Below are 12,841 nucleotides of genomic sequence, written 5' to 3' on the forward strand. Positions count from 1 at the left end.
AGACCTTCAGCCGAGATGTGCTGCGGCAAACTGCCGCAGCGCCCGGTAGCGGTGGCTGATCGCCGATTTCTCGGCCTTGTCGAGTTCGGCGAAGCTGCGCGTCTCGCCGAGCGGCACGAAGACCGGATCATAGCCGAACCCGCCGGCGCCGCGCGGTGCCGGGGCGATGCGCCCGCGGCACCAGCCGAGATAGGTGAAGGTCCGCCCTTCCGGTGTCGCGAGGCAGATCGCGGCGGCGAAGGCGGCGCGGTCGTCCGCCCGGCTGGCGGCGATGATGTTCGCCATCGCCGCGGCATAACCGCCCGCCTCCTGCGCGAAGCGCGCCGAGCGCACGCCGGGCGCGCCGCCGAGGGCGGCGACCTCCAGCCCCGAATCGTCGGCGATCGCCGCGAGACCGCTCGTTGTCGCCGCCGCGAGCGCCTTGATCCGCGCATTGCCAGCGAAATCCGGCGCGTCCTCCGCCGGCTCAGGCAGGCCGAGCGCGCCGGAGGATGCACAATCGAGCCCGTGCGGGGCCAGCAGCAGGGCGAATTCGGCGAGCTTGCCGGCATTGTGGGTGGCGATCACCACACGCTGGCCGCGTTCGAGCCGCATCGCCGCCTCAGGCCGCATCGAGGGCCGCGCGCTGTGCCGCGAACAACTCGGCGGTGCCCTTGCGGGCGAGGCCGAGCAGGGTGCCGAAGGTCGCCTCCTCGAAGGTCGCCCGTTCGGCGGTCGCCTGGATCTCGACGATGCCGCCCGTGCCGGTGAGGACGAAATTGGCGTCCGCCTCGGCGTTGGAATCCTCGGCGTAATCGAGGTCGAGCACCGGGACGCCCCCGAACACGCCGCAGGAGACGGCCGCAACCTGGCCAATCAGCGGGTCGGTCGCGATCACGTTCGCCTTGCGCAGCGTGCGAATCGCGAGCGCGAGCGCGACCCAGGCGCCGGTGATCGCGGCACAGCGCGTGCCGCCATCGGCGTTCAGCACGTCGCAATCGAGGGTGATGGTCATTTCGCCCAGCGCCGTGCGGTCCACCACCGCGCGCAGCGAGCGGCCGATCAGCCGCTGGATTTCCTGTGTGCGGCCGGACTGCTTGCCGCGCGCCGCCTCGCGGTCGCCGCGGGTGTGGGTCGCGCGCGGCAGCATGCCGTATTCCGCCGTCACCCAGCCCTGGCCGGCGCCGCGCAGGAAGCCCGGCACCCGGCCCTCCACGCTCGCCGCGCACAGCACCTCGGTGCCGCCCATGCGGATCAGCGCCGAGCCCTCGGCATGGCGGGAGAAGCCGGTGACGATCTCCACCTGGCGCAGCGCATCGGCCATGCGGCCGCTCGGTCTCTTGATTTCGGGCATGAAGCCTCTCCTGTCGGCTGAAACGTGTCGCTTGATTTTCGCCCCGCGATACCCGACTCTGGCGCCATGGACCAGACATCCAAGCGTTCCTCCGCCCGCGCCGGTCGGCCAAAGCCGGCGGTCGGGCCGGTGCGGCTGCCGCCGGGGCTTGATGAACGCTCCGCCGCGGTGCTGCGTGAAATCGTCGAGCAATATGTCGAGACCGGCGAGCCGGTGGGCAGCCGCACGCTCTCGCGCCTGCTGCCGATGGGCCTGTCGCCGGCGACGATCCGCAACGTCATGGCGGACCTGACCGATGCCGGGCTGCTGTTCTCGCCGCATATCTCGGCCGGACGGCTGCCGACCGAGCGGGGCTTGCGCCTCTTCGTCGACGGTTTGCTGCATTTCGGCGAATTGTCGGACGAGGAGCGCGAGCGGATCGAGGCGGCGCTCGCCCAGTCCGGCCGGTCGATCCAGGACACGCTCACCGAGGCCTCCGCCCTGCTCTCGGGCCTGTCGCAGGCGGCCGGGATCGTGCTGGCGCCGAAATCGGAAGGGGCGGTCAAGCATATCGAATTCGTGCCGCTGAGTTCCGGCCGCGCCCTCGTCGTGCTGGTCTCGGCGGATGGCCAGGTCGAGAACCGGGTGATCGAGACGCCGCCCGGCGTGCCGCCATCGGCGCTGCAGGAGGCGAGCAACTACCTCAATGCCCAGCTCTCCGGCCTGTCGCTCGGCGAGCTGCGCGTTCGCGTGGCCGACGACATGAGGGCGGACCGCTCGGCGCTGGACGATCTCGCCGCCGGCATCGTCGAGGCCGGTCTCGCGACCTGGTCGGACGAGGGCAGGGGCGGTTCGCTGATCGTGCGCGGCCAGGCGCGGCTGCTCGCCGATGTCGACCAACTGGAAAAACTCGCCTCGGTGCAGCAGCTCTTCGAGCGGCTGGAGGCGCAGGAGACGATGCTGAAGCTGCTCGAACTGGCCGAGCGCTCGGAAGGCGTGCGCATCTTCATCGGCGCCGAAAGCGGGCTGTTCGGCGCCTCCGGCATGTCGATGGTGGTTGCCCCGGCGCGCTCGCGCGATGACCGGATCGTGGGCGCGATCGGCGTGATCGGGCCGACGCGGATCAATTACGGGCGCATCATTCCCGTGGTGGATTACACCGCGCGGGTGATCGGGCGGCTGCTCGGATGAGCCTGTTCTTCGACGATCTGGCGGTGGGCACCCGCTTCGAAAGCGGCACGACGACGCTCGATGCGGCGGCGATCCGGGAGTTCGCCGCGCAATACGACCCGCAGCCTTTCCATCTCGACGATGCGGCGGCGCGGACGACGCTGTTCGGCGGGCTCGCCGCCTCGGGCTGGCACACGGCGGCGGTGACGATGCGACTGCTGGTGGAGAGCGTGCCGATCGCCGGCGGGCTGATCGGCGCCGGGAACGATATCTCCTGGCCCCGGCCGACGCGGCCGGGCGATGTGCTGCGCGTGGTTACCGACGTCGTGGAGATGACCCCCTCCGCCTCGCGCCCCGATCGCGGGCGGGTGGTGATGCGGTCGGAAACGCTGAACCAGAACGGCGAGGTGGTGCAAATCCTGCTCGCCCGGCTGGTGGTGCCGCGGCGCACGCCGTAGCGATCCATCCGCGACCGAGCACCATGCCAGGGCGACGCCGGTCCGGCGATGAGGCCGCCGGCGCGGCGCGCCCGGTCTTGACGCTGCCGTCGCAAGTATGATTATTTTTTTATCGATAGCAGAAATAATCAACCTCAGGCGGGAACGTGGTCACAGATCGAGGCGACCGGCCATCCGGCGACGATACCGAACTCGTCACCCGGGTGGCGTGGCTCTACTACGAGGCATCCCTGACCCAGGCGGAGATCAGCGCGCAGCTTCGCATTCCGCCGGCGCGCGTGCAGCGGCTGATCGCCGGCGCCGCGCGCAGCGGCCTCGTGCGGATCCTCATCGAGGGTGATCTCGCCGGCTGCCTCGGCCTGGAGCGGACGCTGATCGAGCGCCATGGCCTGACCTATTGCCGGGTCGTTCCCGCGCTGCCCGACGCTTCGGCCGCGGCGGGCGGCGCCGCATCGTCCCGCGTCATTTCCTCGCTCGGCCGCGCGGCGGCGGCGTTTCTTCATGAAACCTTCGCCCGCGGCCAGCATCGTGTCGTCGGGTTCGGGCATGGCCGCACCATGGCCGCGACGGTCGAACACCTGCCGCGCGAGCCGCGGGAGGGGCTGAAGGTCGTCTCCATCATCGGCGCGCTCGCGCAGCGGATCGACGCCAACCCGTTCGACGTGATCCACGCGCTGGCGGAAAAGACCGGGGCGGCGGCCTATCTGCCGCCGGTGCCGTTCTATGCCCAGTCGCGCGCCGATCGCCGGGTGCTGCTGCGCCAGCGCGGCGTGGCCGAGGCGTTCGCCGTGGCGGCGGAGGCCAGTCTCTATGTCATGGGCATCGGCGAGATCGGGCGGACGGCGTCGCTCTGCCAGACCGGCATGCTGCTGCCCGAGGAACTGGAACAGGCGCGGCGCGACGGCGCGGTGGCCGAGGCGCTGGGCTCGTTCTTCGACGCCGGGGGGCGGCGCATCCGCACCGAACTGCATGACCGGCTGATCGGCATCGATCTCGCCGAAAGCGGCGATCGCGAGGTCGTCGCCGTGGCGGGCGGGATGGAGAAGCAGGCCGCGATCGCCGCGATGCTGCGCGGCCGGCTGATCACCGGGCTGATCACCGACGAGCGGACCGCTTCGTCCCTGGTGGCGGACAACGACGACGGCGCGGCGCGTGGCGCGTCCCGCAGGGTGGCGAAGGCGTGACGCGCCGGCGTTTCGCGCGCGCGAGACAGGGAGAACCGCCGTGGAGGCCGTGATCGGGCTTGACTGCAGCACCAGCGCGGTCAAGGCGCTGGCCTTCGACCGGCAGGGAAGCGTGCTGGCCACCGGCCGTTCCCGGCTCCCCTTCGCGCCCGATGCCGAAGGCCGGTTCGAGCAGGACCCGGAAGACTGGTGGCGGGCCTGCCGCGCGGCGCTCGCCGAACTGGCCGCGGGGCTCGACGGGATCGAGATCGCCGGGCTGGCGATCGCCAACCAGCGCGAGACGATCGCGCCGCTCGATGCCGGTTTCCGGCCGGTTCGGCCGGCGATCCTGTGGCTCGACGGGCGGGCGGCGGGCGATGCCGCGGCGATGGCGGAGGCCCTCGGCGCCGACCATCTGCACCGGGTCACCGGCAAGATCCCCGACCCCAATCCGGCGCTTTACAAGCTGGCCTGGATGCGCCGCTGCGAGCCGGAGCGGCTCGGCGCCAGCGCCTGGTTCGCCGAGGTGCATGGCTATCTGGTCCAGCGGCTGACGGGCCGGTTCGCGACCAGCACCGCATCGGCCGATCCGCTCGGCGTCTATGATCTCGCGGCGAAGCGCTACGCGGACGACCTGCTCGACGCGATCGGGCTGTCCGCCGCGCGGTTCGCGCCGGCGCTGCCGCCCGGCACGAAGCTGGGCGGCCTGACCGCCGAGGCCGCGCGCGCGACCGGCCTGCAAGAAGGGCTGAAGGTGATTGCCGGCGCCGGCGACGGCCAGGCGGCCGGTCTTGGCGTGAATGTGATGGAGCCGGGCCGGGCCTATCTCAACCTCGGCACCGCCGTGGTCGCCGGAATGCGGAGCGCGAGCTACCGGGTGGGGCGCGGCTTCCGCACCATGATCGCCGCGGATGGCGAGGGCTATATCCTCGAAACCTCGCTCCGTTCGGGCACGTTGCTGTGCGACTGGCTGACGCGCGACATCCTCGGCGGCGACTCGGCACTGCTCACCGAACTCGAACCCGCGGCGGCGGCGCTGCCGGCGGGATCGGACGGGGTGATGATCCTGCCCTATTTCCTCGGGGTGATGACGCCGCACTGGGACGGCGCCGCGCGCGGCGCGATCGTCGGGCTCGCGCCGCATCACGGCAGGGCGCATCTCCTGCGGGCGCTGTACGAAGGCATCGCCCTGGAGCAGGCCGGGGTGATGGCGCGCATCGAGGCCGAGGCCGGGCTCGCCGCGCGCGAGATCGTCGCCATCGGCGGCGGCGCGCAAAGCGACCTCTGGTGCGCGATCCTGGCCGACGCGCATGGCGTGCCGGTGCTGAGATCGGCGACGGTCGAGGCCACCAGCCTTGGCGCGGCGATGGCCGCCGCCGTGGGCGCGGGCTGGTATTCCGGATTTGCCGAGGCCGCATCGGCGATGGCTGGCGCGGTGACCGCGCGCTTCACCCCGGATGCAGGCCGCGCCGCCCTCTATGCCCGCCTGCGCCGCGCCCATGCCGGGCTCTATCCGGCGCTGCGGCCGTTCGGCGCCGCCCCGTTGACCTGAAAGGATACCACGATGAAGGCTCTCTACATCCGCGGCGTGCGGGACATCACGATCGGCGATGCGCCCGAGCCCGTGCCGGGAAACGACCGCATTGCCGTCGAGGTCGCCGGCGTTGGTGTCTGCGGCAGCGACCTGCATTATTACCTCGAAGGATCGATCGGCAGCCAGGTCATCGTCGAGCCTTTCGTGCCGGGCCATGAATTCGCCGCCCGCGTGATCGAGGCGCGTCCGGAACTCGGCCTTGCCAAGGGCGAACTCATCGCGGTCGACCCCGCCATGCCCTGCGGCCATTGCGAATGGTGCCATCGCGGCGAGATCAACCTCTGCCCCGACACCGTGTTCAACGGCGCGCCGCCCTATCCTGGGGCGATGGCCGAGCGCATGGCGATCGAGCCGCGCCAGGTCGTGAAGGTGCCGCAGCATTTCACGATCGAGGAGACGATGATGCTGGAGCCGCTCGGCGTCGCGATCCACGCCATCGATCTCGCGAGGCCGCGCCTGCTGGAATCGGTTGCGGTGATCGGTTGCGGGCCGATCGGCCTGCTGATGATCGCGCTCGCCCGCCTCGCCGGCGTCGGGCAGATCCTGGCGATCGATCCGGTAGACTATCGCCGCGCGCATGCTGGCGCGCTGGGTGCCGACCGCGTCAGCGCCGACCGGCACGACATCGCCGCCTGGACCGATGGCCGCGGCGTCGATCTCGTGCTCGAGGCGACCAACGCGCCGGAGGGATTCCAGCACGCGGCCGATGTCGCGCGGATCGGCGGGCGGATCGTCCTCGTCGGCATTCCCGAAGGGGATTCCTACACGCTTGCCGCCGGGGCGGCGCGGCGCAAGGGGCTTTCCGTCAAGTTCTCGCGCCGCATGGGCCATGTCTATCCGCGCGCCATCCGCCTCGTCGCCGAACGGCGGGTCGATGTCGCGCGCATCGTCACGCACCGGTTTCCGCTGGCTGAGGGCGCCCGCGCCTTCGAGATTCAGGCCGCCTGCGCCGATGGGGCGCTCAAGAGCCTCATCCTGCCGAACGCCTGAACGGCCGGATAATTCCGGTTGCAGGCGATGATTAATCCGGGCATACGTGAAAAAATAATCAAACTTCGCGGCAACCCCGCCTTCAAGGAGGATACGTCATGCAGAGAGTGCTGAAATACGCGCTGGCAGGGGCGACGAGCGCGCTCGTCGGCCTCGGCGCGAGCGCCCCGACCGCCCATGCCTGGACGCTCGCCCAGGCCGCCGCGCCCTACAAGGGCATGACGGTGACCGTGGTCGGGCTCGACCGGCCGAGCTACAAGGCCGCCGAGAAACTGACGCCGGAATTCGAGAAGGAAACCGGCATCCACGTGAAATGGGTGAACTACCCGTACGAGAACACGCTGAAGGCCGAGACGCTGAACTTCGTCTCGCACAGCAGGCAGTTCGACGCGATCCTGACCGACGTCGTCTGGCCGGTGGACTTCACCCGCGCCCACTGGGTCGTGCCGGTCGATCATTTCCTGGCCGACAAGGCGATCGCCGATCCCGATATCGACATCGGCGATTTCTTTCCGGTCTGGCGCCATGCCTTCACGGTGGGCGGCAAGCTCATCGGCCTGCCGTTCGATTCCTATGCCGGGCTGCTCTACTACAACAAGAAGATCCTCAAGGAGCACGGCTTCTCCGGCCCGCCGACCACCTGGACCCAGCTGCTGAACGACTACGCGGCGAAGCTCTACGATCCATCGAAGAACCTCTACGGCTACGCGCTGCAGTCGGCCCGCGGCGAGACGCAGACGGCCGACAGCTTCACCCGCTTCCTCTGGCCCTGGGGCGGGCGTTACTTCGACGCCAAGGCGAAGAAGATGACGCTGGATTCGAAGGCGGCGATCGCTGGCGAGACCTTCCGCCAGGAGCTGGTGAAATACATGCCGAAGGGCATCATCGCGGATGATCACTCGCAGGTCGTCCAGCTGATGGGCCAGGGGCAGCTGGCGATGATCACCGAATGGTCGGCCTTCTACCCGACGCTCAAGGCCTCCTCGATCGGCAACGATCTCGGCGTCACGGTCGAGCCCAAGGGGCCCAATGGCCGCTACTCGGCCTTCGGCGGCTTCGCCTACATGGTCAGCGCGCAGGTTCCGGCGAAGGAGCAGAACGCGACCTGGCTGTTCATCCAGTGGCTGACCTCCAAGGCGATGGCGCAGCCGCTGATCGAGAACGGCGCGGTGGTCGCCCGCAAGAGCGCCGATACCGACCCGGCGCTCGATGCGAAATATCCCTACCTGAAGCCGATGGTGGAAACCTGGGAAAACGGCAGCGTGCCCGACTGGCGCCCGCAGATCGCCTGCTATCCGTATTTCTCTGAACTGGTCTCCGATTACGGCTCCGAAATCGAGGCCGGCAAATACCCGGTCGCGAAGGGGCTGAAGCTGCTCAACGCCAAGCTCCAGCACTACATGAACTCGACGGGTTGCTGGAATTCGGTCAACCTGCCGAAGCGCTGATCTTCCGGCGCGAACCATGCGCCCCGTCCGGCGGGGCGCATGCGACGCGGCGGCGCACGCTGCAAACGGGCAACGGATACCAATGGCAAACACGGACGGAACGGCAAGCCTCGCGGCCGCGAGCACGACGTTGAAGACGCCGCTGGCGCGGCGGCTGGAGCCGTGGTTCTTCGTCGGGCCGTCGCTCTTCCTGCTGCTGCTCGTCGGCCTCTACCCGACGATCTTCGTGCTCTACTACTCGTTCCATAACTGGACGATGGGCATGGGCCCGCCGACCTTCGCCGGGCTCGAGAACTACATCAACGCGCTCACCTCCCCCGGCTTTCTCGACGCCCTCAGGCGGACCGGCGAGTTCCTCATCGTCACCCTGCCGGTCGAGCTCGGCCTCGGCATGGCGATCGCGCTGGCGCTCGACCAGACCCGGAACCCCGCGCTGCGCCGCCTCGTGCAGATCCTCCTCGTGGTGCCGATCGCGACCACGCCCAGCGTGGTCGGCATGCTCGTCCAGCTGATGTTCAACACCCAGCTCGGCATCGTGAACTATCTCGGCCATCGCCTCGGCCTCGGCCAGGTGGACTGGCTCGGCAGCGGCACCGCCGCGTTCGGCATGGTGACGGTGACGCAGATCTGGGAATGGACGCCCTTCGTCGCCCTCGTGCTCTCGGCCAGTCTCGCCACCGTGCCCGGTGACATCGAGGAGGCGCTGATGCTGGAGACCGAAAGCTTCTGGGCCCGCTTCCTGCACATCAAGCTGCCCTACATGCGGCCGGGCATCGTCGCCAGCCTCGTCTTCCAGACGATCTTCACGGTGAAGACCTTCGACATGATCTACTCGATCCAGAAGGGCGGCCCCGGCAACGCGACGCAGATGGTCTCGCTGAAGATCGAGCGCATCGCCTTCCGCGGGTTCGATGTCGGGCTGGCCTCGGCGGAATCGGTGCTGACGCTCGTCTTCACCATCCTTCTCGCCCAGGCCGTGGTGAAATTCCTCTATTCCGACCGGGCGGAGGGCTAGCGATGAAACAGCGCGCCCTCACCCTGCTGCACGGACTGTTCCTGCTCGCCGTGGCGCTGGTGATCGTGTTTCCGTTCTACTGGATGATCGCCTCCTCGCTGAAGCCGGAATCGCTGATCTTCCGCCTGCCGCCGGCGTGGCGCTTCGCGCCAGACCTTGCCGGTTATGCCAAGGCGATCACCCAGAACGACATGCTGCGCGCCCTCGCCAATTCGGTGATCGTGACGGTGGGCGCGGTGGCGCTCGGCCTCGCGGTCGGCGCGCCGGCGGCCTATGCCCTGGCCCGCTACGAGTTCCGCGGCCGCGCGCAGATCCAGTTCTGGTACGTGACGAACTGGATGCTGATCCCCGTCGTGGTGCTGATCCCGTTCTATCTTCTCGCGGCCGACCTGCAGCTGATCAACAACCCGGTCGTGCTGATCCTGATCTACCAGACCTTCGTCGTGCCGCTGGTCGTCTGGCTGCTGGTCGACCAGTTCCGCGCGGTTCCGGTGGCACTTGAGGAAGCGGCGCTGCTCGACGGCATGAGCCGGTTCGGCATCTTCCTGCGCATCACCCTGCCGCTGACGCTGCCGGGCATCACCGTCGCCGCCATCCTGGCCGGCATCTTTGCCTGGAACGACCTGCTCTACGCCTTCATCCTCACCCCCTCGAACGATGCGCGGACGGCGCCGGTCGTCATGATGGGATTCCTCGGCGGCTACATCATCCCGTGGCAGACGGTGATGTCCTGCGCCGTGATGATCTGCGCGCCGGTCGTCGTCGGCGGCATCGCGATCCACAAATACATTGCCCGCGGCCTGACGCTGGGCGCAGTGAAGTAGCCGGCGGGAGACAAGCGTGGCAGAGATCATCATCGAGGGCGTGACCAAGCGGTTTGCCGCGGTCGAGGCGCTGCAGCGGGTCGACCTCGCGATCGCCGACGGCGAGTTCATGGTGCTGCTCGGCCCCTCGGGCTGCGGCAAGACGACGCTGCTGCGCATGATCGCCGGGCTCGAGACGCCGAGCACCGGCCGCATCCTGATCGGCGGCACCGACGTGACGCTGCTGCCGCCGGCCCGCCGCGACGTCGGCATGGTCTTCCAGAACTACGCGCTCTATCCGCACATGACGGTGCGGCAGAACATCGCGCTCGGCCTGAAGCTGCGCGGCCTCGATGCCGCGGAGATCGAGCGGCGGATCGGCTTCGTCGCCAACCTGGTGCAGATCGCGCCCTATCTCGACCGCAAGCCGCGCGCGCTGTCCGGCGGGCAGCGCCAGCGCGTCGCCCTGGCGCGCGTCATCGCGCGCGAGCCGTCGGTCTCGCTGATGGACGAGCCGCTGTCGAACATCGATGCCCAGCTGCGCACCATCATGCGCGCCGAATTGCTGCGGATCCACCGCAAGGTGGGCATGACGACGATCTACGTCACCCACGACCAGGAAGAGGCGATGGGCCTCGGCGATCGCATCACGGTGATGAATTTCGGCCGCGTCGAGCAGATGGGCACGCCGGACGACATCTATGCCCGCCCCGCCAACGCCTTCGTCGCACGCTTCATCGGCGCGCCGCGGATGAACCTCGTGCGCGCCGCCCACGGCATCGGGCGCGACGTGATCGACACGCCGTCGCTCCGCGCGCCGCTGCCGCCCGGCGTGGCCGTGCCGGACGACGTGCTGGTCGGCTTCCGCGGCGAGGATGCGCGGCCCGGCGCCGCCGCCCCCGGCGAGATGGCGATCGGCGGCGTGATCGACGTGGTCGAGCATCTCGGCGCGCAGATCGAGGTGCATTTCCGCACCGCGGACGGCCAGGAAGTCGTCGTCCGCCGGCCGCGCAACGAGCGCCACTGGCGCGAGGGCGAGCGGATCGACCTCGCCGTGCCGGCCGACAACATGCATCTCTTCGACGCGCAAGGCGGGGCCGCGTTGCGCCCGCCGGGACATTGAGGAGGAACGCGATGGGAGGTTCGGGAACCGGGCGTTTCGCGGGGCGGCGCATCCTGGTCACCGGCGCGGGCAAGGGTATCGGCCGTGTCGCGGTCGCGATGCTCGCGGCGGAGGGCGCGGAGGTCATCGCCGCCAGCCGCGCGCCCGACGACCTCGCAAGCCTCGCCGCCGAGACCGGCTGCCGGATCCACGCCGTCGACCTCGCCGATGCGGCGGCGGCGGCGGCCATGGCGGAGGCGGCGCTGCCGGTCGATGCCCTGGTCAACAATGCCGGGATCGCCGAACTCGCGCCGTTCGTCGACACCACGGCCGAGATGTTCGACCGGATCATGGCGGTGAACGCGCGGGCGCCGATGCTGGTCGCCCAGGTCGTGGCGCGGGACTGGATCCGCCGCGGGGTGAAGGGGACGATCGTCAACGTCTCCTCGATCGCGAGCCTCTGGGGCACGCCGGATCACGCGGCCTATGGCGCGTCCAAGGCGGCGCTCGATTCGCTGACGATGACGATGGCGCAGGAACTCGGCCCGTTCGGCATCCGCACCAACAGCGTCAACCCGGTGGTGACGCTGACGCCGATGGCCGAGCGCGCCTGGAGCGATCCCGCCAAGGCCGGCTCCATGCTGGCGCGGATCCCGCTGCGCCGGTTCGCGCAGCCGGAGGAGGTGGCGTCGGTGATCGCCTTCCTGCTCTCGGATGCGGCCAGCATGGTGAACGGCGCGATCCTGCCGGTCGATGGCGGGTTCACCGTCGCCTGACCGTCCGCCCGCGGGCGGTTACCTGCGGGCCGTGGACGTCTCCGCCGGCTCGCGGAGCATCGCCTCGCGGGCTGCGGTGGCGAGCTGGTCGACCCGCTCGTTCATCGGGTCGCCGGCATGGCCGCGCACCCAGATCCATTCGATCTCGTGCGGCTTCGCCGCGGCCAGCACGCGCTGCCAGAGCTCGTAATTCGCCACCGGGTCGCCCTGCGCGTTGCGCCAGTTCCGTCGCACCCAGCCGGTATGCCAGCGGGTGATGCCGTTGCGCAGATATTCGCTGTCGGTGTGCAGCTTCACCCGGCACGGGCGCTTCAGCGCTTCCAGCGCGGCGGCGGCGGCGGTCAGTTCCATGCGGTTGTTGGTGGTCTCGCGCTCGGCGCCGGACATTTCCCGCTCCGCCGCGCCGAAGCGCAGCACCGCCGCCCAGCCGCCGGCGCCCGGATTGGGCTTGCAGCCGCCATCGGTCCAGATCTCGACCAGTCCGCCCGGCTCAGACGCCATAATCGGCCGCCGATCCCGCCTGCAGGTGAAAGCGCAGGCGCCAGTAATAGTCGAGCGGGTCCTTGCGCGTCACCAGCGCGTCGTCCGGCGTGTTGATCCAGTCATAGAGCCGGGTGAGCAGGAAGCGGATCGCCGCCCCCCGGCAGAGCACCGGCAGCGCCTCGGTCTCGGCGGCCGAGAGCGGGCGGACCGCCTGGTAGCCGCGCAGCAGCGCGCGCGACTTGGTGATGTTGAAGCTGAAATCCGGCTCGAAGCACCAGGCGTTGAGGCACACCGCGATGTCGTAGGCGTAAAGGTCGGTCGCGGCGAAATAGAAATCGATCAGCCCCGAGATCGCGTGGTCGAGGAAGAACACGTTGTCGGGGAACAGGTCGGCATGGATGTGCCCGCGCGGCAGCGCTCCCGGCCAGGCGGCGAGGGTGGCGTCCAGCGCCGTGCGAACCTCGCCGGTCAGGCCCGGCCGCACCGCATCGCCGCTGTCGCCGCAGCGCGCGAGCAGCGGCGGCCAG

14 protein-coding genes are annotated in these 12,841 nt (G+C 69.7%); 10 read left to right on the forward strand and 4 right to left on the reverse strand.

Annotated features, from left to right (window positions below; translation table 11 throughout):
• Positions 1-6 precede the first annotated feature (6 nt).
• Positions 7-594: a non-canonical purine NTP pyrophosphatase gene (locus APM_RS03195; RefSeq protein ID WP_007421916.1), complete on the reverse strand. Its 588-nt coding sequence runs from the start codon at positions 592-594 to the stop codon at positions 7-9.
• 7 nt (positions 595-601) lie between these two features.
• Positions 602-1,333, reverse strand: coding sequence for a ribonuclease PH (gene rph, locus APM_RS03200; protein WP_007421918.1), 732 nt, complete (start codon positions 1,331-1,333; stop codon positions 602-604).
• Between the two features lie 66 nt (positions 1,334-1,399).
• Here rph and hrcA point away from each other — a divergent pair, with 66 nt between their 5' ends.
• From hrcA to APM_RS03250, 10 genes are all read left to right on the forward strand, one after another.
• Positions 1,400-2,503, forward strand: coding sequence for a heat-inducible transcriptional repressor HrcA (gene hrcA / locus APM_RS03205; protein WP_007421917.1), 1,104 nt, complete (start codon positions 1,400-1,402; stop codon positions 2,501-2,503).
• Positions 2,500-2,940 carry a MaoC family dehydratase gene (locus tag APM_RS03210; protein ID WP_007421919.1) on the forward strand — a complete coding sequence of 147 codons (441 nt, stop codon included), beginning with the start codon at positions 2,500-2,502 and terminating at the stop codon, positions 2,938-2,940. Before hrcA ends, APM_RS03210 begins: the two co-directional genes overlap by 4 nt.
• 146 nt (positions 2,941-3,086) lie before the next feature.
• Positions 3,087-4,124, forward strand: coding sequence for a sugar-binding transcriptional regulator (locus tag APM_RS03215; RefSeq protein ID WP_007421920.1), 1,038 nt, complete (start codon positions 3,087-3,089; stop codon positions 4,122-4,124).
• A gap of 40 nt (positions 4,125-4,164) precedes the next feature.
• The gene (locus tag APM_RS03220; RefSeq protein ID WP_007421921.1) at positions 4,165-5,655 is read left to right on the forward strand and encodes an FGGY-family carbohydrate kinase; all 1,491 of its coding nucleotides are present in this window, start codon (positions 4,165-4,167) and stop codon (positions 5,653-5,655) included.
• A 12-nt stretch (positions 5,656-5,667) separates the two neighbouring features.
• Complete coding sequence (locus tag APM_RS03225; RefSeq protein ID WP_007421922.1) at positions 5,668-6,687, forward strand: zinc-binding dehydrogenase; 1,020 nt, start codon at positions 5,668-5,670, stop codon at positions 6,685-6,687.
• Between the two features lie 98 nt (positions 6,688-6,785).
• Positions 6,786-8,135, forward strand: coding sequence for an ABC transporter substrate-binding protein (locus APM_RS03230; protein ID WP_007421923.1), 1,350 nt, complete (start codon positions 6,786-6,788; stop codon positions 8,133-8,135).
• Between the two features lie 82 nt (positions 8,136-8,217).
• Entirely contained in the window at positions 8,218-9,150 is a 933-nt protein-coding gene (locus APM_RS03235; RefSeq protein ID WP_007421924.1) for a carbohydrate ABC transporter permease, read from the forward strand.
• Between the two features lie 2 nt (positions 9,151-9,152).
• Positions 9,153-9,974, forward strand: coding sequence for a carbohydrate ABC transporter permease (locus tag APM_RS03240; protein WP_007421925.1), 822 nt, complete (start codon positions 9,153-9,155; stop codon positions 9,972-9,974).
• Between the two features lie 16 nt (positions 9,975-9,990).
• The gene (locus APM_RS03245) at positions 9,991-11,076 is read left to right on the forward strand and encodes an ABC transporter ATP-binding protein (RefSeq protein ID WP_007421926.1); all 1,086 of its coding nucleotides are present in this window, start codon (positions 9,991-9,993) and stop codon (positions 11,074-11,076) included.
• A gap of 11 nt (positions 11,077-11,087) precedes the next feature.
• Positions 11,088-11,831 carry an SDR family oxidoreductase gene (locus APM_RS03250; protein WP_007421927.1) on the forward strand — a complete coding sequence of 248 codons (744 nt, stop codon included), beginning with the start codon at positions 11,088-11,090 and terminating at the stop codon, positions 11,829-11,831.
• A gap of 18 nt (positions 11,832-11,849) precedes the next feature.
• Here APM_RS03250 and rnhA read toward each other — a convergent pair whose 3' ends face one another.
• Positions 11,850-12,332, reverse strand: coding sequence for a ribonuclease HI (rnhA, locus tag APM_RS03255; RefSeq protein WP_007421928.1), 483 nt, complete (start codon positions 12,330-12,332; stop codon positions 11,850-11,852).
• Positions 12,322-12,841, reverse strand: a 520-nt coding sequence (locus APM_RS03260; protein ID WP_007421929.1) for a phosphotransferase, incomplete at its 5' end; no start/stop codon positions are given. The genes rnhA and APM_RS03260, both read right to left, overlap by 11 nt.

The sequence above is a fragment of the Acidiphilium sp. PM genome (assembly GCF_000219295.1).
Classification (GTDB): Bacteria; Pseudomonadota; Alphaproteobacteria; order Acetobacterales; family Acetobacteraceae; genus Acidiphilium; species Acidiphilium multivorum.